The following is a 19,962-nucleotide window of genomic DNA, read 5'->3' on the forward strand; positions in this document are numbered from 1 at the left end:
TCTAAGCTGGTCCTTTTCCGATCATCGGAGGCTATCGCGCATGATCCACGCCGACCTCTCGCCCTCGGCCTATCGCCAGGCCACGGACTTTCTCGCGGCGCTCGACCCAGACTGGGCCCGGCACATCGCGGCCATCGGCCCCTGCCAGCACAGCGCTGTGCCTGAGCGCGAGCCCTTCGAAGCGCTGGTGCGGGCGGTGGCCTACCAACAGCTGCACGCCCGGGCGGCCGAAGCGATCCTGGCGCGTCTGCTGGCGTTGTACCCGGGGGCCGCGTTCCCAAGCCCCGAGCAACTGCTGGCCACGCCGCCCGAGATGCTGCGCGGCTGTGGCTTTTCCGCGAGCAAGCTGGCAACGGTGCAGGGGATCGCCCAGGCGCGTCTGGACGGCATCGTCCCCAGCCGCGAGCAAGCGCTGGCATTGCATGACGATGTGCTGATCGAGCGCCTGGTGAGCCTGCGTGGCGTCGGGCGCTGGACCGTGGAGATGCTGTTGATCTATTGCCTGGAGCGCTCCGATATCCTGCCGGTGGACGACTTCGGCGTGCGCGAGGGGTATCGTCGGCTCAAGGGCATGGACAAGGCACCGACGCCGGCGCAGATGCGTTCGCTGGGAGGCGGCTGGAGCCCGTATCGGACCGTGGCGTCCTGGTACCTGTGGCGCGCCTGAACGTATGGCGCTGTCTCATCGGCGGCCGGCTGGTACGGCGGTGCCTCTGAAAACAGCGCGGGACAGGTGGGAGCCGGCTTGCCGGCGATGAATGCACCACAGATTACCCTGCAATAAACGGAGTGCCCGTTCCAACCCGGCCTGTCAGGCTTGCAACCATCAGCCGCCAGGAGAGAATTCATGAAGCCTGCCACCGCCTACGCCACCGACGCCGACCGCTGGTTTGCCGTGCAAAGCCGCGACACGGCGGCCAGTGGTCATTTCGTCTACGCCGTACGCACCACGGGCGTCTACTGCCAGCCTGGCTGCAAGTCGCGCCTGGCCAAGCGCGAGAACGTCGAGTTCTTCGACGACGCCGACGCCGCCGAAGCGGCCGGTTACCGTGCCTGTCGCCGCTGCACCGAGGGCAAGGCCCTGCAGTCGATGCGCCGCACCGAGCTGGTGGCCCGCGCCTGCCGGTTGATCGAGGCCAGCGAGACGGCGCCTAACCTCGACCAGCTCGGTGCCCAGCTGGCCGTCAGCCCCTTCCACCTGCACCGCGTGTTCAAGGCCGAGACCGGGCTCACGCCCAAGGCCTATGCCTCGGCCTACCGCGCCCGGCGCCTGCGTGAGCGGCTCGACGACCGCGCCAGCTCGGTGACCGAGGCCATCTATGACGCCGGCTACAACTCCAACAGCCGCTTCTACGAGAGCGCCGGCCAACGCTTGGGGATGCGCCCGAGGGAGTATCGGGCCAAGGGCGCGGGCTCGACCATTCACTTCGCCATCGGCCAATGCTCGCTCGGCGCGATCCTGGTGGCGCAGAGCGAACGGGGCATCTGCGCCATCCTGTTGGGCGAGGACCCCGAGCGCTTGCTCGAGGAGCTGCAGGACCAGTTCAGCAAGGCTCGGCTGATCGGCGGCGACGCCGGTTTCGAACGCCTGGTCGCCGAGGTGGTGGGCTTCGTCGAGCAACCGGCCCTGGGGCTGGCGTTGCCGTTGGACGTGCAAGGCACGGCCTTCCAGGAGCGCGTCTGGCAGGCGCTGCGCGAGGTTCCCGCGGGCAGCACGGTCAGCTACACCGACATCGCCGAACGCGTCGGTGCACCCAAGGCCGTGCGCGCCGTCGCCCAGGCCTGCGCCGCCAACTGCCTCGCCGTGGCCATCCCCTGCCACCGGGTGGTACGCCGTGATGGCGACCTCAGCGGCTACCGTTGGGGCGTGGAGCGTAAACGGCAATTGCTCACGCGAGAAACGGCACTCACCTGAGCGCCGCGAGCAGCGTAGAATCCCCGCCCAATCGAGCGTGTAAATAGGGGAATTCGATGAGGCGCCTGAGCCTTTACCGTTTTTGTGTAGCAACGCTTGCCCTGCTGTTGTGGGTAGCCACGCCGGCCTGGTCGGCACAGGTCGGGCCGTTGAGCGCGGGTGAGCTGCCCACGCTGGACGAGAACGCCAGCCTGGAGCAGTTGAGTGACCGCCTGGACCAGGTCCGCCAGGGGCTTACCAGCGAGGCCAACGATGACTTGCTGTCCCAGCTGCGTCAGGCCGCCTTGCAGGTGCAACGCCAGGCTGACGCCCTGGGCACGCAACGCACCTCCGACGTGGAGCGCCTGGACGACCAGCTCAAGGTGCTCGGCCCGGTGCTGCCCGACGAAGCCGACAGCATCACCCGCCAGCGCAAGCAGTTGAGCGATGAAAAGAAATCGGTACTGGCCGAACAACAGCAGGCGGTGAAGCTGACCCAGTCGGCCCGTGACCTGGCCACGCAGATCGTCAACCTGCGCCGCAGCCAATTCAATTCGCAGGTCACCACCCGCGCCGCCAGCCCACTGAGCCCGGCGTTCTGGTCGAGCCTGATCCGCCCGACCGACGAAGACGTGGCACGCCTGCGCGACTTGCGCGGCGAGGCGGCCGATGCCGTGGCCAGTGCCTTCAGCGCCGAGCACCGCTGGTTGTTCGTCAGCAGCCTGGTGGCCGCCTTGCTGGTCTGGACGCTGGTGCGCAAGGTGCTCGAACGGCTTCTGGCCGATGCCATGATCCGCTGGCTGCCCGAAGGCCGCCTGCGGCGCAGTGCCTTGGCCTTGAGCGTCAGCCTGGCGACCCTGAGCACCATCGGCGGCTCGGTGTCGCTGGTGCGCTGGGGCTTGGAGAACAGCGCCGAGCTGGGCAGCGACATCGCCAGCCTGACCAACCATATCCTCACCCTGGTGGTGTTCAGCGCTTTCATCGCCGGCCTTGGCCGCGCCATGCTGATGCTGCAGCGCCCCTCCTGGCGCCTGCCGCCGATCCCGGACGAAGTGGCCAGCGCCCTGGGCTGGTTCCCCCAGGTTCTGGCCCTGGCGCTGATGGTGCTGCTGACCCAGGAACGCATCAACAGCGTGATCGGCACCAGCCTGGCGCTGACCGTGGCCACCAACGGCCTGACCGCCCTGGTGGTGTCGCTGATCTTCGTTGCGGCCCTGGTCTGTTACCGCCGCGCGCGCACACGGCACCAGCTGGAGCGCCCGCCTGGGTTGGCCGGGCTGATACCGTTCGTGATCGTGGTCTGGGTGGGGCTGATCCTGTTGGCCCTGCTCACCGGCTACCTGACCCTGGCCTACTTCCTCACCGCCAAGCTGCTGTGGATCAGCGTGGTGGCAACCTGCGCCTACCTGCTCATCACGGTGTTCGGTGACCTGTGCGAAACCCTGTTGTCGCCGCGTCAGCCCAGTGGCCTGGCATTGTCCTCGGCGCTTGGGCTGCAGCCGCGCCACCAGGCCCAGGCCAGTACCATACTGGCCGGTATCGGGCGCACGGTGCTGCTGTTCGTCGCCGGCCTGCTGGTGCTCATGCCCTCGGGCACCAGCCCCGGCGAGCTGCTGCTGAGCCTGGCGGAATGGGACGGCAGTGGCGGCAAGGTGCTCGGCAACCTGAACATCGTGCCGCAGGACATCTTCCTGGCCATGGCCATGTTCCTCGGTGGGCTGTTCGCCATCCGCGTGGTCAAGCGTTGGCTGAGCGAGCGCCTGCTGCCGGAGACCGACATGGATGCCGGCATGCGTGCCTCCCTGGTGACCCTGGTCGGCTACCTGGGCTTCCTGTTCCTGGCCATGCTGGTGATGTCGACCCTGCGCATCAACCTCACCAGCCTGACCTGGGTGGTCAGTGCGCTGTCGGTGGGTATCGGTTTCGGCCTGCAGCAGATCGTGCAGAACTTCATCTCCGGCCTGATCCTGCTCACCGAGCGCCCGGTCAAGGTGGGCGACTGGGTGAGCCTGGCCGGGGTGGAGGGCGACATCCGCCGGATCAACGTGCGTGCCACGGAAATCCAGATGTCCGACCGTTCCACAGTGATCGTGCCCAACTCGCAGTTCATTTCCCAGAACGTGCGCAACGTGACCATGGGCAATGCCCTGGGCGTGGTCGGCATCACCCTGACCCTGCCGTTGGACACCGATGCGAACAAAGTGCGCGAGCTGCTGCTGGCGGCGTTTCGCGAGCATGAGTCGATCCTCGATGCGCCAGCCTCGTCGGTGACCTTCAAGGACCTCACTGCCAGCGGGATGGTGATCAACGTCAGCGGTTACGTGAGCAGCCCACGGCAGGTGTCGGGTGCGCGCAGCGACCTGCTGTTCACGGTACTGGGGCGGTTGCGTGACGAAGGTATCGCGCTGTCTTCGCCGCAGAGCATGGTGTTGTTGCAGGACAGCGCACGGCCGGCTGACGAAGCGCGGTAAGGCCTGGGGCTGCTGTGCAGCCCTTTCGCGGCACAAGGCCGCTCCTACAGGGGGAGTGCCTTGTGCCTGGTTCAGTGCTGCTTCGCCCGTCTGATGCGTAGCAGGATCATTCCCAGCACCACCATCACCGGCACTGCCATCCCCACCAAGGCCTCGCGCGCCGTCAGCCCGGCACCCAGTACATTCAGGCCGCCATACAGCAGCTTGAACAGGTTCAGCAGGTAGTAGGTGATGGCGATGATCGACAGCCCTTCCACGGCCTTCTGGATCTTCACTTGGGTATCGGCCCGGGCATTGAGGCTGCGCAGGATGCCGGCGTTCTGTTCTTCCATCTCCACCTGCACGCGCGCCTGCAGCAGGTCGCCCAGGTTGGCCACATTCTTGGCCAGTTGCTCCAGGCGCTGCTCGGTGGCGGCGCAATAGCGCACGGTCGGCTTGAAGCGTCGCTCGATGAACACCCCCAGGCGCTGGCAATCGCCCACGTGGCTTTCGCGCAGCTCGCCCAGACGTTCGAACACCAGCTGCGCATAGGCCTGGGTGGCGCCAAAACGGTGGCGGGTCTTCACCGTGCGGCTGACCACCTGGCGCGAGAGGTGGGCGATGGCTTCGAGCAGGGCCTTGGAGTCATGGCCGTCGACGCTGGCACTGCGCTCAGAGAGGCTCACCAGAGTCCGGTCGAAGGCGTCCAGCTCCTGGCTCAGGGTCTTGGCTGTGGCCAGGGCCAGCGAGGCCATCATGCGGTAGGTCTCGATTTCCAGCAGACGGCGGATCATTCGGCCCTGGCGGTAAGCGTTGAGGCGCCGATTGACGAACAGCAGGCGGTTGGTGCCGTCTTCGGTCAGGCGAAAATCGCTCCACACCACCGCGTCGCCGCCGCCGACGCAGGAACCACAAGGGTCCTTGAAGCCGTAGCGGGTCAGGTCCAGGTCCTGCTCGCCACGCACCAGCACCTGCACGGCATTGATCACTTGGTCTGCCTGGGGAGCGATGGCGTCGGCCAGGACCTGGGGCAGCGCCTGCCAGCCGGCATCGTGGGTGGCGCAGGGCACTACCAGGGTCAGCGTGAAGAACTCGGCGTGGCGCTCCCATTTGAAGGGGTTGCCGTCCAGCCGGGTGATGCCCTGGGCGGCCTCCATGTCGACGGCGTCCGGGCAGCAGCGTTGCAGCAAGGCCAGGCAGGCGGTGTCATTGCCCAGCAGGGCCAGGTGGTGGACATGGGCAGGCTCGTCGAAGTACAGCGACGGGCGGGCGTGCAGCTCGTTATGCAGGGCGGTGCGTTGCGGGTGCATGGGAGGTCTGGCCTGGTGTTGTGATTGTTGGGCTACCAGGGGTGGGACTTTGCGGCGAGGGGTAAAAGTCACCAGAGACACGGGCTTTTATGTGTGAGGCGGCTTTCTGTAGGCGCGGCCTTGTGCCGCAAAAGGGGCGCATGGCGCCCCCAAGCGGATATCAGCCCAGGCAACGCGTCACATGCTTGACCGACTGGTACGCTGACAGCCCCCATGGCCCGAGCTCGCGGCCGATGCCGCTGCCCTTGGTCCCGCCCCAGGAGGTCTCGACGAATACCGCCTGCACCGAGTTGATCCACACATGGCCGACTTCCAGGGCGTCGGCCACACGCTCGGCGCGCTCCAGATCGGCGCTGCACACGGTGGCGACCAGGCCGAAGCGGCTGTCGTTGGCCTGGGCGATGGCCTGCGCCTCGGTGGCGAAGCGGCGGGCGCACAAGACGGGGCCGAAAATCTCCTCGTTCCACAGGCGGCTACCCTCGGGCACATCCACGTAAACGGTGGGGCTGACGAACCAGCCGTCGCGGTCCAGCACCTGGCCACCGGTGAGGCAGTGCAGGCCTTCTTCGCGAGCAATGGCGAAGTAGCTGGCGACCTTGAGCCATTGCGCCTGGCTGGTCAGCGGGCCCATGGCCACGTCCTCGACCAGCGGGTTGCCCACCTGCATCTGTTCCAGGGCCGCCTTCAGGCGTGGCAGCAGCGCGTCGGCGATGCCGTCCTGGACCAGCAGGCGCGAGGTGGCCGAGCACATCTGCCCGGCGTTCCAGGTGATGCCGGCGACGATCCATTCCACGGCCTGGTCCACGTCGCAGTCATCGAACACCACGATCGCCGATTTGCCACCGAGCTCCAGGGTCACGGGGCGGCACTGGGCTGCAGCAGCGCGCATGACCTGGCTGCCTACGCCGTTGCTGCCGGTGAACGACAGCTTGTCCAGGCCGTTGTGGCTGCTCAGGGCGGCGCCGGTCTCGGCCTTGCCGTTGACGATGTTCAGCACCCCGGCGGGAAGGTTCAGCGCCTCGGCGATCTGGCCGTAGGCCTGTTCAATCAGCGGGGTGACCTCCGAAGGCTTGAGCACCACGGTGCAACCGGCGGCCAGGGCCGGGGCGAGCTTCCACGCGCTGGTCACCAGGGGGAAGTTCCACGGCACGATCAAGCCGACCACGCCCACCGGCTCTAGGCGCGTACGGGCTGTGAAGCCGGGGGCGGCCAGGGGGACCTCGGCATTCTTGCCAGGCAACTGCTCGGCAAGGTCGGCGTAGTAGCCGAACGTGGCCACGGCATCGTCCAGGTCGATCTCGGCTTCGTGGCGGGGCTTGCCGTTGTTGCGCATTTGCAGGGTGATCAGGGCTTCGCGGCGCTGGCCAAGTTGTTCGGCGAAGCCACGCAGCAGCGCGGCACGCTCGCCCGGGGCAGTGGCTTTCCAGGCGGGAAGGGCACGACGGGCGGCGGCCACGGCTTGGTCGACCTGGGCAGTGCTGGCGGACATCAGCTCGGCGAATGGCTGGCCCAATGCGGGGTCATGCACGGTGATGCAATCGTTGCCTTGGCCTTCGACCCAGCGGCCGTCGATGTAGTGGGGGTTGGTCATGGTCGGGTTCCAGTCAGGCGGATTCGGCGGTGGTCACCGGCGTGCGCGGGGCGCTTTTGCAGCGCACCCAACGCGGGCCCTGGGGGCCATAGACGCTGGCGGGTTCAGGGAACAGATTGAGCAGGGCGATATACAGCAGGCCAGCCATGCCCAGGGTGACCGGCAGGCTCAGGTCGATTCCGCCGGCCAGCTCGCCCAGCGGGCCGACGAACTGCCCCGGCAGGTTGACGAAGCACAGGCCCACCGCCGCGCTGGGAATCCAGGCGCCCATGCCGCGCCAGTTCCAGCCATGGGTGAACCAATAGTGCCCGCCACGCTGGCCACGGGTGAACACCTGCAGGTCGTCGGCATGGTAGAAGCCGCGACGGGTGACCAGGCCGAGGATCATGATCACCATCCAGGGGCTGGTGCAGGTGATGATCAGCACGGCGAAGGTGGACACGCTCTGCACCAGGTTGAAGGTGAAGCGGCCGATGAAGATGAAGGCGATGGCGGCGACGCCGATCAGCAGGGTCGCGCCGGCGCGGCTGAGCAGGCGCGGGAACACGCTGGACATGTCCAGGCCGGTGCCATACAGCGAGGTGGTGCCGGTGGACATGCCGCCGATCACCGCGATCAGACACACCGGTAGGAAGAACCAGCCCGGCGAGATCGCCAGCAGGCCGCCGACGTAGTTGTTGGCCGCGATGTAGTCCGGGGCCTGGGTGGCCACCAGGGTCGCGGTGCACAGGCCGAACAGGAACGGGATCAGGGTCGCCGCCTGGGCGGCGATCACAGCCAGCATGATGCGTGCCTTGGGCGTCTGACGCGGGATGTAGCGCGACCAGTCGCCGAGGAATGCGCCGAACGAGACCGGGTTGCTCATGGCCAGGATCGCCGCACCGACGAAGGCGGCCCAGAAACCGGGTTGGCCGAGGTTGACGCTACCGGCGAAGTGCACGTCGAAGGGGCCGGCGAAGGCCAGGATGCCCAGCAGGAACAGCAGGCTCGAGGCCCATACCGCGATCTTGTTGACCCACAGCATGAAGCGGAAGCCAAAGATGCACACCACCAGCACCAGCACCGCGAACAGGCCGTAGGCCAGGCCCAGGGTCAGGTCGGTTTCCGGAAGCCCGGCCAGGCGTTTGGCGCCACCGACCAGGGCGTCGCCTGAACTCCAAACCGACAGCGAGAAGAACGCCACGGCGGTGAGCAACGACAAGAACGAACCGACGATGCGCCCATGCACGCCGAAGTGCGCGCCGGACGATACCGCATTGTTGGTGCCATTGAGCGCACCGAACAGGCCCATGGGGGCGAGGATCAAGGCGCCCACCCCGACGCCGAGCAGGATGGCCCATAGCCCGGCCTGGAACGACAGGCCGAACAGCACCGGGAAGCTGCCCAGCACGGCGGTGGCGAAGGTGTTGGCACCGCCGAAGATCAGGCGGAACAGGTCCAGTGGGGTCGCGTCGCGTTGATCATCGGGGATCTGTTCGACGCCATTGGTCTCGATACCGGTCGAGTGGCTCATGGCAAGGCTCCAGCGCGGTTGTTGTGAGTCGGCGCGATGCGCGGATTTTCTTGTGGTGCGTTGGCAGTGCGGCAGGGCCGCGAAACATCAGGTGTCGGAGACGACCGACAGGTGTTCGTGGCAGGCCAGCCAACGTTCGCCCTGGCGCTTGAAGACGATGGTCTCGCGCTCGGCCAGCCGGTGCTCTTGGCCTGCGATGCGAATGTGCGTGGCCACGTCGTGCATGAAGATCGCCACCTCACCTTGCAAGCTCACCTGCGCGTTGCTGGACTGGCATGCCAGCACGGCAAAGCCTTCGGCCTGCCATTGCGCCCACAGCGTTTCATAGGCACGGCGCGAGAGCAGCGGGTGCGGCAAGGTGTGGAAGAGGAACGTGGCGTCTTCGCTGAAGCAGGCGAAGTAGCGGGCGGTGTCGTTGCTGGCGAAGGCGTCGACGAGGTCGGCGGCGGCTTGCCTTACCTGGAGGGTCTGGTCCACGGGCGTGGCCTCACGATTATTGTGATTGTTGGTGAAGCGATTCTGGTGAGGGGCGACGGAGGGAAAAATCGCTGGGGATAAATAATCAGTTCAGAAATTTGTGAACCAATTCCATGTCCGCACGCACCCTACAGGATCAGTGCTGGCACTCAGGCAAAAGCGTTCACCAAATGGAACGCAGGGGGGCGAATTCGGCCTCTACCGACAGGCCGTTTATCGAACTAACGTTGTGTCTGTACCAGCTGCAACCTGCTGATGAAATAACCTGGCTCGGGAAGCCATGCCTTGGCGCAGGGTTCCCCGTCCGTGTCTCGAGGTACCGAATGGGTCCACTGATTGCCTATTTCAAGCTGGCCTTGAACCCCGGGCGCGGGGTGCTGTTGTTCGCGCTGCGCACCCTCGTCGCAGGCCTCCTGTGCCTGTACCTGGCGTTCATCTTCGACCTGGAACAACCGAAGTGGGCGCTGATGACCGTGATCATCATCAGCCTGCCGCTGGCCGGCATGACCCTCAAGCGCAGCTTCGCCCAGGTGCTCGGCACAGCGGCGGGCGCAGCCGTGGCGGTGGCGATCATGGCGCTGTTCCCCCAGGCGCCGATGCCTTTCATCGTCTGCCTGTCCCTCTGGCTGGCCTTCTGCACGGCCGGGGGGACCTTGTTGCGCTACACCGATTCCCACGCCTTCGTCCTGAGTGGGTTCACTGCCGTGGTGGTGGCGATGCTGGCGGTCCCGGAGCCGGACGGTATTTTCCTGCTGGCCATCACCCGGCTGACCGAAACCCTGCTGGCCGTGGTCTGCGTGGCCGTGGTCAGCCTGTTGACCGCTCGCCCCCAGGCGGTGGCGCAGGGGTATTTCAGCAAGGTCGATAGTCTGGTCAAGCTGATCGCCCGTCACGCGGCCGAAGTGGTCCGTACCGAAGAAGACGAGGCGGCGTTCAGTCAACGCCAGGCGCAGCTGATCGCTGAGATCAGCGCGCTGGAAGGCCTGCGCCGGCATCTGTATTTCGATGCGCCGCACCTGCGCAGCGCCGACGGGCTGGTGCAACTGCTGGCCAACCAGTTGGTGCTGCTGGTGTCGCGTCTGTTGGTGCTGCGCCAGCAACGCGAGCTGATCAAGCAGCATTGGCAAGGGCCGCTGCCGGCCGACATTCAGCTGCTGCGCCTGGCCGAGCTGGACAGCCTGGACGCGCTGGCCCGCGACGGTGTGGCGTTGTCGGCGAGCGGGCGCAAGGCGATCCGCAGCCTGCACCAGGGCTTCGACCAGGCTGCCGACCGCGCCGAGTTTCTCAACGAGCCCTTGCCGCCGCGCATGCGTTCGCTGGCCTGGGCCCTGCGCTGGGAGCAGGCGCGCCTGTTGCAGCAACTCGATGAGCTGATCGAGCTCAACGAGGCGATCCAGCAGGGCAGGGCGGCCAGCTGCCCTCATGACCAGGGGCGGTTCAGTGCCCTGCACCTGGATTTTCGCCTGGCTGGCATGAATGCCGTGCGGGCATTCCTGGCCTTGTTCCTGGCCGGCTGGCTATGGATCGAAACGGCCTGGGACGGCGCGCGCTCCGGGGTGATCCTGATCGGCGTGATGTGTTCGCTGATGGCGACCCTGCCAAGGCCCTTGCTGGCGAGCCAGAACTACAACCGCGGCCTGCTGGTGGCGCTGGTGCTGTCGGCGTTGTACCAGTTTGCGCTGCTGCCGATCTTCACCGATTTCGAAATGCTTGCCCTGTGCCTGGCGCCGTTGCTCTACCTGGCAGCCGTTGGCCTGGCAAACCCGATGACCGCCGGCATCGGCATGGGCATCGGCCTGATCAGCCTGTTGATGATCGGGCCGCAGAACGTCGGCGCCTACCACAACAGTGCCATCCAGTGGTTCGAGTTCGCGGGTGGCTACGTGGTCGCCGGGGTGCTGGCCATGGTGGTGTTCGCCTTGGTCTTTCCATTCAATGCGCCAAAACGCATGGCCCGGCTGTTCCGCCTGACCCGTGACGATGTGTACCGGCAGGTGACCGAGGGCAACGGGTTGACCCACCAGTTCGACTTCGAAAGCCGTACGCTCGACCGCCTGTCCGCGATGATCGGCTTGCTGCCGGCGGCGACCGACCCGCGTTCCCGGGCGCTGTTCGATTGCAGCCTGGTTTGCCCGGCATTGGCCATTGCCCTGGGCCAGGCGCGTACCCAGTGCGTGACCAGCGTGGCGCTGCCAGAAGGCACGAAAGCTCGTTTAGGCCTAGTGTTGCAGGGGATGGCCGAGGTCATCGGCGGGCAACGCCCGGTGGACATCGACGGGCTGTTGCAGGAGGCCGAACGGGTCGGCCAGGCCCTGGATGCGTTGCACGAGGCGCACCTGGACGCTGATCGGGAAGCGCTGCGGCGCTTGTTCATCCTGCGCGTGGCGCTCGCGGTTGCCAGTCAGTTGCTGCAGCGCTATCGGTCGGTCCTGGCGGGGCCTCCGCCGCTACCTGAACAGGAGGGCGCCCATGCCCATTGATTTCGAATTTGGCGGTGTCTACCTGCCGCCCATTGCCCAGGCCCTGCTGTTGGGGCTGCCATTGTTCCTGATCGCCGATGCCGTGCTGCGTCGGGTTGGCGTGTTGGCGCGGGTCTGGCACCCGGCGCTGTTCCAGGGAGCCCTGTATGCCGCGATCTGCGCGGCCCTCGTATTGTCGATGGGAGCGAGCGTCTGAAATGCCTGCGTTGAAACCTGTTGTGGCCAAGGCCTTGACCTTGGTGGTGTTGGCAATTGCCGTCGGCCTGGTCTGGCTCGCCTGGGACTACTACACCCGCGCGCCCTGGACCCGCGATGCGCGGGTACGCGCGGATGTGGTGACCTTGTCGGCGGAAGTCGCCGGGCGCATCATCGCGCTACCTGTGCAGGACAACCAGTTCGTCCACCGCGGCGACTTGCTGTTGCAGATCGACCCTGCCCGCTACGAACTGGCCGTGCTGCATGCCGAGCGCGCAGTCGAGGTGGCCCGAGCCACCCTGGGGCAATCACAGGCCGCCATCGTCGCCAGCGAGGCGTTGCTCAAGCAGCGGCGCAGCGAGGAGCAACGGCGCCGCAAGCTGCAATCGATGTCGGCGATTTCTGCCGAAGAATGGGAAAAGTCCGGCACCGATGTCGCCGTGGCCCAGGCGGACCTGCTGCGCGAGCAATCCAACCTGGGGCTGGCGCAGGCCAATGTGAAACTCGCCGAAGCCACGCTCAAGCAGGCGCGCCTGGATCTTGAACACACCCGCGTGAGCGCCCCGGTCAATGGCTACGTGACCAACTTGCTGACCCGTCAGGGCGACTTCGCCCAGCCCGGCGCGCCGCTGCTGGCCCTGGTGGACAGCGAGTCGTTCCATGTCAGCGGTTACTTCGAGGAAACCAAGCTGCCGAAGATCAAGATCGGCAGCCGGGCACGCATCGAATTGATGAGCGGCGAGCGGCTGCAAGGCACCGTGGAAAGCATCGCCTATGCGATCACCGACCGGGAGAACCAGCCGGGCAACCGCCTGCTGGCCAACGTCAACCCGAGCTACACCTGGGTCAAGCTGGCCCAGCGCATCCCGGTGCGTCTGCGCCTGGAGCGCGCGGCCGATGCGCCACCACTGCGCGCGGGCACTACCGCGACGGTCACCATTCTTGAATAGTGTTTGAGTGGGCCGTCGCTGCCTGGTTCGCCTGGCCAGCAGCACCAGTCACAAGGAGCGGGCTTGTCATATCACCGTCGCCTGGCAAGGGCTTCGCTCTTGATCGCGGGACAAGTCGGACCGCCGCACCGTCGCTCCTACAAGGGCAGGCGCCAAAAGAAAAACCCCTTGAGGCGCCTGTCCTCAAGGGGTTTTTTCTAACGTATGGTTATCACACGTTGAAGCGGAAGTGCATCACATCGCCGTCCTTGACGATGTAGTCCTTGCCTTCCAGGCGCCATTTGCCGGCTTCCTTGGCGCCGCCCTCACCCTTGAACTGGATGAAGTCGTCGTAGGCCACCACTTCGGCGCGGATGAAGCCTTTCTCGAAGTCGGTGTGGATAACGGCAGCGGCTTGCGGGGCGGTGGCGCCGACGCGTACGGTCCAGGCGCGGACTTCCTTCACGCCGGCGGTGAAGTAGGTCTGCAGGTTGAGCAGGCTGTAACCGGCGCGGATCACGCGGTTCAGGCCAGGCTCTTCCAGGCCCAGGGCCTCGAGGAACATGTCCTTCTCTTCACCTTCTTCCAGCTCGGCGATCTCGGCTTCGATCTTGTTGCACACCGGCACCACGATCGCGCCTTCTTCCTCGGCGATGGCCTTGACCACGTCCAGGTGCGGGTTGTTCTCGAAGCCGTCCTCGGCAACGTTGGCGATGTACATCACCGGCTTGCTGGTCAGCAGGTGGAAGCCGCGGATAACGGCCTTCTCTTCGGCGCTCATGTCCTTCATCAGGCTGCGGGCCGGCTTGCCGTCGGTGAAGTGGGCGATGAGTTTTTCCAGCAGAGCCTTCTGTGCCAAGGCGTCCTTGTCGCCGCCCTTGGCGTTGCGCGCGACCTTCTGCAGTTGCTTCTCGCAGCTGTCGAGGTCGGCGAAGATCAGTTCCAGGTCGATGATCTCGATGTCACGCTTGGGGTCGACGCTGTTGGAGACGTGGATCACGTTCTCGTCTTCGAAGCAGCGCACCACATGGGCGATGGCGTCGGTCTCGCGGATGTTGGCGAGGAACTTGTTGCCCAGGCCTTCACCTTTCGAAGCGCCAGCGACCAGGCCGGCGATGTCGACGAATTCCATGGTGGTGGGCAGCACGCGTTCAGGCTTGACGATCGCGGCCAGGGCGTCCAGGCGTGCGTCGGGCATCGGCACGATGCCGCTGTTCGGCTCGATGGTGCAGAAGGGGAAGTTCTCTGCCGCGATGCCGGACTTGGTCAGGGCGTTGAACAGGGTGGACTTGCCGACGTTGGGCAGGCCGACGATGCCGCAATTGAAACCCATGGGTATTCCCCTCTCTAGGAAATCAGGCCTTCTGGCTGTGCAGTTCGCGCATCGCCTTGGCGAAGTCGCCGGCGAGGACGTCCGGCATCACGCCGAGGGCAAAATCGATGCTGGCGTCGAGCTTCTCCTGCTCGGCGCGCGGTGCGCGGCCCAGGACGAAGTTGGAGACCAGTTTGGCGTCGCCCGGGTGGCCGATGCCAAGCCGCAGGCGGTGGAAGTCGTTCTGGTTGCCGAGCTGCGCGATGATGTCGCGCAGGCCGTTGTGCCCACCATGGCCGCCGCCCTTCTTGAGTTTGGCGACGCCCGGAGGCAGGTCGAGTTCGTCATGCGCCACCAGGATCGCTTCCGGCTTGATGCGGAAGAAATTGGCCAAGGCCGCTACGGACTGGCCGCTGCGATTCATGTAGGTGGTGGGGATCAGCAGGCGAACATCGTTGCCCTGATGGCTGAACTTCGCCGTCAGGCCGAAATATTTTTTGTCAGCGGACAGCGAAACGCGCTGGGCGCTGGCAAGGCGTTCTACGAAAAGAGCCCCTGCGTTATGCCGGGTCTGTTCGTATTCGGGGCCGGGGTTACCCAGGCCGACGATCAACTGGATGGCGGTCACGTCAGGGGCTCTTCCTTGGAGTTGGTGGGTTACGGTGCGCGCGGCACTGTAACCCGATCAACGCCGGCGCGCGAGTGGATTACTCGGCAGCGCCTTCAGCAGCTTCAGCGGCAACGCGCGGGGCGTGGACGTTGGCAACAGCTTTGTCATCACCGTGGGCCAGAGCGACGAACTCTACGCCTTTCGGAGCTTTCAGGTCCGACAGGTGGATGATGGTGCCGATTTCAGCGTTGGCCAGGTCGACCTCGATGAATTCAGGCAGGTCCTTGGCTTCGCAGGACACTTCGATCTCGGACTCGACGTGGGAGATCTCGCCGCCTTTCTTGACCGGGGCTTCTTCGTTGATGAAGTGAACCGGTACCTTGGCAGTCAGCTTCTGGCCAGCAACGACGCGAACGAAGTCGGCGTGCATGATGAAGCCTTTGGCCGGGTGACGCTGCAGGGCCTTGACCACGACGTTCTGCTTGGCGCCGTCGACATTCAGTTCCAGAACGTGGCTGAAGGCAGCCTCGTTTTCGAACAGCTTGGCGATTTCCTTGGCCACGATGGTCAGGGATTGGGCTTCTTTATCACCACCGTAAACAACGGCAGGGATGCTGGCGGAATGACGCAGGCGGCGGCTCGCACCTTTCCCCAGGTCAGTACGCGCTTGGGCGTTCAGGGTGAAGTCAGTCATTTTGTTTCTCCAAAATAGCCTCCCGAGGGCGTTTGCGACCAGCGCCAACGGGGATGGCAAAAAAGCCCCGCCCCGACAACCAGTGTCGGGGCGGGGCGCTTTTCGTCAGCGTCTGTTCCGCTTAGCGGAACATCGCGCTGATCGATTCTTCGTTGCTGATGCGACGTACCGCTTCAGCGACAACCGGTGCGATATCCAGCTGGCGGATACGGTCACAGGCTTGAGCAGCGGCGGACAGCGGGACGGTGTTGGTCACCACCAGCTCGTCCAGTACCGACTTCTCGATGTTCTCGATCGCACGGCCCGACAGGACAGGGTGTGTGCAGTAGGCGTAAACCTTGGCAGCACCGTGTTCTTTCAGGGCCTTGGCCGCGTGGCACAGGGTGCCGGCGGTATCGACCATGTCGTCTACCAGGATGCAAGTGCGCCCCTCGACATCGCCGATGATGTGCATGACCTCGGAATGGTTGGCCTTTTCGCGGCGTTTGTCGATGATCCCGAGGTCGACGCCCAGGGACTTGGCCACGGCACGCGCACGTACCACGCCACCGATGTCCGGGGAGACGATCATCAGGTTCTCGAAACGCTGGTCTTCGATATCGTCGACCAGTACGGGCGAGCCGTAGATGTTGTCGACGGGGATATCGAAGAAGCCCTGGATCTGGTCAGCGTGCAGGTCGACGGTGAGTACACGGTCGATACCCACGACAGTGAGCATGTCAGCGACGACTTTGGCGCTGATGGCTACACGTGCCGAACGCGGACGACGGTCCTGGCGGGCGTATCCGAAGTAGGGAATCACGGCGGTGATTCGAGACGCTGAGGAGCGGCGGAAGGCGTCGGCCATCACCACCAGTTCCATCAGATTGTCATTGGTAGGAGCACAGGTTGGCTGGATGATGAAGACGTCCTTACCACGAACATTTTCATTGATCTCAGCACTGATTTCGCCGTCGGAGAATTTACCGACAGAAACATCACCCAGTGGAATATGCAGCTGACGTACAACACGCCGAGCCAGATCGGGGTTGGCATTCCCCGTGAAGACCATCATCTTGGACACGCGCAGTACCTGAAGGCTGAGGGTAACCTGGATGAGTATAAGGAAAATGGCAGGGGCGGCTGGATTCGAACCAACGCATGGCAGGATCAAAACCTGCTGCCTTACCGCTTGGCGACGCCCCTGTATCTGTTGCTGCGAGCGCTAGGCACTCGACTTCTTGATCAGACTTTGCAGCTTGCGATGCAACATCGAAATATTGCTTCCCTTTGCCACAAACCCTGTTTGGGTCTCTGAAAGAAGGGCCAGAACTTTATCAGCTTCGGCTTTGCTTGGGAAGGCCCCAAACACGCAACTTCCAGTGCCGGTCATTCGAGCTTCCGTATATTTACCCAGGGAATTCAACGCATTGCGAACTTCTGGATAACGTTGCTCGACCACCGGTTGGCAGTCATTTCGACTGTTTCCCTCGGGAACGGGGCGCATCTTAAGGGGGAGGGAATCACGTGTCAACTCTGGATGCGAAAAAATTTCCGCTGTGCTGACAGACACTTGCGGCACCAGCACGACGTACCAGGGCTCTTCGGGGTCGACCGGGGTCAGTTGCTCGCCCACCCCCTGGGCGAAGGCGGCATGGCCACGCACGAACACCGGCACGTCGGCGCCGAGGGCTAGGCCCAGGGCGGCCAGGCGGTCTTCGTCCCAGTCCAGTTGCCACAGGTGTGCCAGCGCCAGCAGGGTGGTGGCGGCATCGGAGCTGCCGCCACCGATGCCGCCACCCATGGGCAGGACTTTGTCCAGCCAGATGTCGGCGCCCAGCGAGGTGCCGGATTGTGCCTGCAGCATGCGGGCTGCGCGCACGATCAGGTTGCTGTCGTGGGGGACCGCTTCGATCTCGGTGTGTAGGCGGATCTGGCCGTCGTCACGCAGGGCGAAGCTGAGCTCGTCGCCGTGGTCGAGGAACTGGAACACGGTTTCCAGCTCGTGATAGCCGTCCGGGCGGCGGCCGGTGATGTGCAGCCACAGGTTGAGCTTGGCCGGGGCCGGCAGGGTCAGCGTGCCCATGGATCAGCGCCCCAGCTGGCGGGGTTGCCAGTCCTTGACCACCAGGGTGACGTCCAGGTCCTGGCCGTGCAGCTTCAGGCGCTCGGGCAGCCAATAGCCGTTCTGCTGGGTGTAGCTCAGGTACTCGACCTGCCAGCCGTCCTGCTTCAGGCTGGCCAGGCGGCTGTCGCCGTCCAGGGTCAGCTGGCTCTTGCTGTCGGGCGCGGGCAGGCCGCGAACCCACCACACCAGGTGCGAGACCGGCAACTGCCAGCCGAGCTGCTCTTCGAGCAGGGCTTCAGGGCTTGGCGCTTCGTAGCGGCCCTGGTTGGCCACCTCCAGTACCACGCCGCCGGGGCGTCCGGTCAGGCGGGCGGCGCCACGGCCCAAGGGGCCGGCCAGGCGAATGTCGTAGTAGTCCTGGCGTTGCAGCCAGAACAGGGTGCCGCTGCCGGAGTCGCGTGGGGCGCGGATACCGACCTTGCCATTGATTTGCCAACCGTCGAGGGTGCTCAACTGCGTTTTATGGGCACGCCACTGCTGCGGGTCGCCTTGACCGTGCAAGGCTTCGCGGCTGGTGAAACCGGCGCAGCCGGCGAGCAGGGCGATCAGGGTGAAGGTAATGCAATGACGCAGGAACATATCTACAGGGTCTCTGATCCGGTCAGGCGCAGGAGGGTCTTGCGCAGGATGGGACTGTCGGGCTGGCCTTCGAAGGCTTTGGCCCAGACCTGGCGGGCTTCACGGCGCTTGCCGTTGGCCCAGAGGACTTCGCCCAGGTGGGCGGCCACTTCGTGGTCGGGGAAGCGTTCCAAGGCCTGGCGCAGCAGGCGTTCGGCCTCGTCGAGGTTGCCCAGGCGATAATTCACCCAGCCCAGGCTGTCGAGCACTGCCGGGTCGTCCGGAGTGAGCTGGTGGGCTTTTTCGATCAGCGCCTTGGCTTCGGCGTAGCGGGTGGTGCGGTCGGCCAGGGTATAGCCGAGGGCGTTCAGGGCCATGGCGTTTTCCGGCTCGCGCTCGATGATGGCGCGCAGGTCTTTTTCCATCTGCGGCAGGTCATCGCGCTTTTCGGCCAACATGGCGCGGGTGTAGAGCAGGTTGAGGTCGTCCGGGTAACGCTTGATGGCCTGGGCCAGGACCTGCTCGGCCTGGGCGTCCTTGCTGTTATTGCCGTAGCTCTCGGCTTCGATCAGGTACAGCTGGATGGCGTAGTCGGGCTGGGCTTCGCGCGCCTCGGCGAGCAGGCGCGAGGCCTCGGTGGCACGGCCGTTGGCGATGAGGATGTCGGCCTGGCGCAGCTGCGCCGGCAGGTAGTCGGGGCCCGGGCCGACCAGGGCGTACTCGCGCAGGGCAGCTTCAGGGTCGCTGCGCTCCTCGCGGATGCGGCCCAGGTTCAGGTGCGCGGCATCGACATTGCTGTCGCGCTCGACCAGTTCCTGCAGGTAGCCTTCGGCTTCGTCCCAGCTTTTGTTCTCCATGCACACCAGGGCGAGCGAATAGCGCAGCTCGTCATCCTCGGGGTACTGCTGCAGCAGGCTTTCGAACTCGGCCTTGGCATCGGCCATGCGGTCCTGTTCGACCAGGGTGCGGGCATAGGTCAGGCGCAGGCGCTTGTCGTCGGGGTTGTCGCGTATGGCCCCGCGCAGCAGCGGCAGGGCTTCCGGGCCGCGGTCCAGGGCCTGGAGCAGGCGTGCGCGCAACAGCACCGGGGCCACTTCGCCGTTCTGTGGAGGGTGCGCCTCGAGCAGGTCGAGGGCTTGCTGGGTCTTGCCGTCCTGGTTGAGCAGCAGGGCCTTGCCGAATACCAGCTGGCCGTTGTCCGGGTGCTTGACCAGCAGGCGGTCGAAGCTTTGCAGCAGGCCGTCGCGGGTGTTCTGGTCGGTTTCGGCGGCCGACAGGGCGAGGAAGTCGAAATGGGTGTCGCCTTTGCCCTGGAGGACTTTTTCCATGTAGGTCATGGATTCGTCGTAGCGCCCGGCGCGGGCCAACTGGATGGCGGCGGCGCGTTGGGCGTCGAGGTTTTGCGCATCGTTGCGGGCCCAGATCAGGGCGGTATCCAGGGACGGCTCGTCGGCACCCAGGTACTCGGCGATGCGGTAGGCGCGCTCGGAGACCGCTGGGTCCTGGGTCTTCTCGGCCTGGTCGACATAATTGGCCAGGGCGATGTCGAAGCGGTTGCGCTGGCCGGCGAGTTCGGCCACCAGCAGGCTGTACAGCGTTTCCTGCTTGAACGATCCATACACCACGGGCTTTTCCGGTTCGCCTTTGCCGGCCTCGGCCACGGGTGGCTCGGCCGTTTGCGGGGCCAGGCTCTGGCAGCCCTGGAGCAGGGCGAAGGCAAGCAGCAATGCGTAAGGTCTGTTCATATAAAGGGGCTTAAGAAGGACTTACCGGCGGTCGGAGCATGATGACACAAGCGCGAGGGCAAACCCACCAGTGCGGTGTCTGGTTAACTGCGACCTT

17 protein-coding genes and 1 tRNA gene are annotated in these 19,962 nt (G+C 65.2%); 6 read left to right on the forward strand and 12 right to left on the reverse strand.

The features are described from left to right. Window positions 1-40 precede the first annotated feature (40 nt). The 3 genes from ACNFG0_RS12430 (at window position 41) to ACNFG0_RS12440 (ending at window position 4,365) form a co-directional block, all read left to right on the forward strand. Complete coding sequence (locus ACNFG0_RS12430) at window positions 41-667, forward strand: DNA-3-methyladenine glycosylase family protein (protein ID WP_196143752.1); 627 nt, start codon at window positions 41-43, stop codon at window positions 665-667. Window positions 668-847: 180 nt separating this feature from the next. Continuing rightward, window positions 848-1,915 (forward strand): bifunctional DNA-binding transcriptional regulator/O6-methylguanine-DNA methyltransferase Ada, encoded by a 1,068-nt coding sequence (gene ada, locus ACNFG0_RS12435; RefSeq protein WP_416765023.1) that lies wholly within the window; start codon window positions 848-850, stop codon window positions 1,913-1,915. A 56-nt stretch (window positions 1,916-1,971) separates the two neighbouring features. Beyond that, complete coding sequence (locus tag ACNFG0_RS12440) at window positions 1,972-4,365, forward strand: DUF3772 domain-containing protein (protein WP_416765025.1); 2,394 nt, start codon at window positions 1,972-1,974, stop codon at window positions 4,363-4,365. 71 nt (window positions 4,366-4,436) lie between these two features. On the opposite strand, the gene ACNFG0_RS12445 is transcribed toward ACNFG0_RS12440, so the two are convergent. The 4 genes from ACNFG0_RS12445 to ACNFG0_RS12460 all read right to left on the reverse strand — a co-directional run bounded on the left by ACNFG0_RS12445 (window position 4,437) and on the right by ACNFG0_RS12460 (window position 9,235). After that, window positions 4,437-5,654 (reverse strand): DUF3422 domain-containing protein, encoded by a 1,218-nt coding sequence (locus ACNFG0_RS12445; protein ID WP_196154610.1) that lies wholly within the window; start codon window positions 5,652-5,654, stop codon window positions 4,437-4,439. A gap of 160 nt (window positions 5,655-5,814) precedes the next feature. Beyond that, window positions 5,815-7,245, reverse strand: a complete 1,431-nt coding sequence (locus ACNFG0_RS12450) for an aldehyde dehydrogenase family protein (RefSeq protein ID WP_416765027.1) — start codon at window positions 7,243-7,245, stop codon at window positions 5,815-5,817. Window positions 7,246-7,258: 13 nt separating this feature from the next. After that, the gene (locus ACNFG0_RS12455; RefSeq protein WP_416765029.1) at window positions 7,259-8,758 is read right to left on the reverse strand and encodes a purine-cytosine permease family protein; all 1,500 of its coding nucleotides are present in this window, start codon (window positions 8,756-8,758) and stop codon (window positions 7,259-7,261) included. 87 nt (window positions 8,759-8,845) lie between these two features. Continuing rightward, a complete protein-coding gene (locus tag ACNFG0_RS12460; RefSeq protein WP_196166070.1) occupies window positions 8,846-9,235 on the reverse strand; it encodes a nuclear transport factor 2 family protein in 390 nt (129 codons plus the stop codon). Between the two features lie 323 nt (window positions 9,236-9,558). Between ACNFG0_RS12460 and ACNFG0_RS12465 the strand changes: the two genes are divergently transcribed. Genes ACNFG0_RS12465 through ACNFG0_RS12475 form a run of 3 tightly spaced genes read left to right on the forward strand, consistent with a single transcriptional unit; the run spans window position 9,559 to window position 12,860 of the window. Beyond that, the gene (locus tag ACNFG0_RS12465) at window positions 9,559-11,715 is read left to right on the forward strand and encodes an FUSC family protein (protein WP_416765031.1); all 2,157 of its coding nucleotides are present in this window, start codon (window positions 9,559-9,561) and stop codon (window positions 11,713-11,715) included. After that, window positions 11,705-11,911, forward strand: a complete 207-nt coding sequence (locus tag ACNFG0_RS12470; protein WP_196143744.1) for a DUF1656 domain-containing protein — start codon at window positions 11,705-11,707, stop codon at window positions 11,909-11,911. The genes ACNFG0_RS12465 and ACNFG0_RS12470 overlap by 11 nt, the downstream gene beginning before the upstream one ends. A gap of 1 nt (window position 11,912) precedes the next feature. Then, on the forward strand, window positions 11,913-12,860 hold the full coding sequence (locus ACNFG0_RS12475) for an HlyD family efflux transporter periplasmic adaptor subunit (RefSeq protein WP_416765033.1): 948 nt from the start codon (window positions 11,913-11,915) through the stop codon (window positions 12,858-12,860). A 211-nt stretch (window positions 12,861-13,071) separates the two neighbouring features. Here the strand turns inward: ACNFG0_RS12475 and ychF are convergent, their stop codons facing one another. From ychF to ACNFG0_RS12515, 8 genes are all read right to left on the reverse strand, one after another. Then, the gene (gene ychF, locus ACNFG0_RS12480; RefSeq protein ID WP_196143743.1) at window positions 13,072-14,172 is read right to left on the reverse strand and encodes a redox-regulated ATPase YchF; all 1,101 of its coding nucleotides are present in this window, start codon (window positions 14,170-14,172) and stop codon (window positions 13,072-13,074) included. 22 nt (window positions 14,173-14,194) lie between these two features. After that, a complete protein-coding gene (gene pth / locus ACNFG0_RS12485; RefSeq protein WP_050703727.1) occupies window positions 14,195-14,779 on the reverse strand; it encodes an aminoacyl-tRNA hydrolase in 585 nt (194 codons plus the stop codon). Between the two features lie 79 nt (window positions 14,780-14,858). Then, window positions 14,859-15,455, reverse strand: coding sequence for a 50S ribosomal protein L25/general stress protein Ctc (locus tag ACNFG0_RS12490; protein ID WP_196143742.1), 597 nt, complete (start codon window positions 15,453-15,455; stop codon window positions 14,859-14,861). 121 nt (window positions 15,456-15,576) lie between these two features. Beyond that, window positions 15,577-16,518, reverse strand: coding sequence for a ribose-phosphate pyrophosphokinase (locus ACNFG0_RS12495; RefSeq protein WP_016391678.1), 942 nt, complete (start codon window positions 16,516-16,518; stop codon window positions 15,577-15,579). Between the two features lie 47 nt (window positions 16,519-16,565). Beyond that, window positions 16,566-16,640, reverse strand: a tRNA-Gln gene (locus ACNFG0_RS12500). Window positions 16,641-16,659: 19 nt separating this feature from the next. Then, window positions 16,660-17,520: a 4-(cytidine 5'-diphospho)-2-C-methyl-D-erythritol kinase gene (gene ispE / locus ACNFG0_RS12505; protein ID WP_196154605.1), complete on the reverse strand. Its 861-nt coding sequence runs from the start codon at window positions 17,518-17,520 to the stop codon at window positions 16,660-16,662. Window positions 17,521-17,523: 3 nt separating this feature from the next. Further along, entirely contained in the window at window positions 17,524-18,141 is a 618-nt protein-coding gene (lolB, locus tag ACNFG0_RS12510) for a lipoprotein insertase outer membrane protein LolB (protein ID WP_416765037.1), read from the reverse strand. Between the two features lie 2 nt (window positions 18,142-18,143). After that, on the reverse strand, window positions 18,144-19,865 hold the full coding sequence (locus ACNFG0_RS12515) for a tetratricopeptide repeat protein (RefSeq protein WP_196143739.1): 1,722 nt from the start codon (window positions 19,863-19,865) through the stop codon (window positions 18,144-18,146). Window positions 19,866-19,962: the final 97 nt, after the last annotated feature.

Source organism: Pseudomonas sp. NY15372 (assembly GCF_048068215.1).
GTDB lineage: Bacteria > Pseudomonadota > Gammaproteobacteria > Pseudomonadales > Pseudomonadaceae > Aquipseudomonas > Aquipseudomonas guariconensis_A.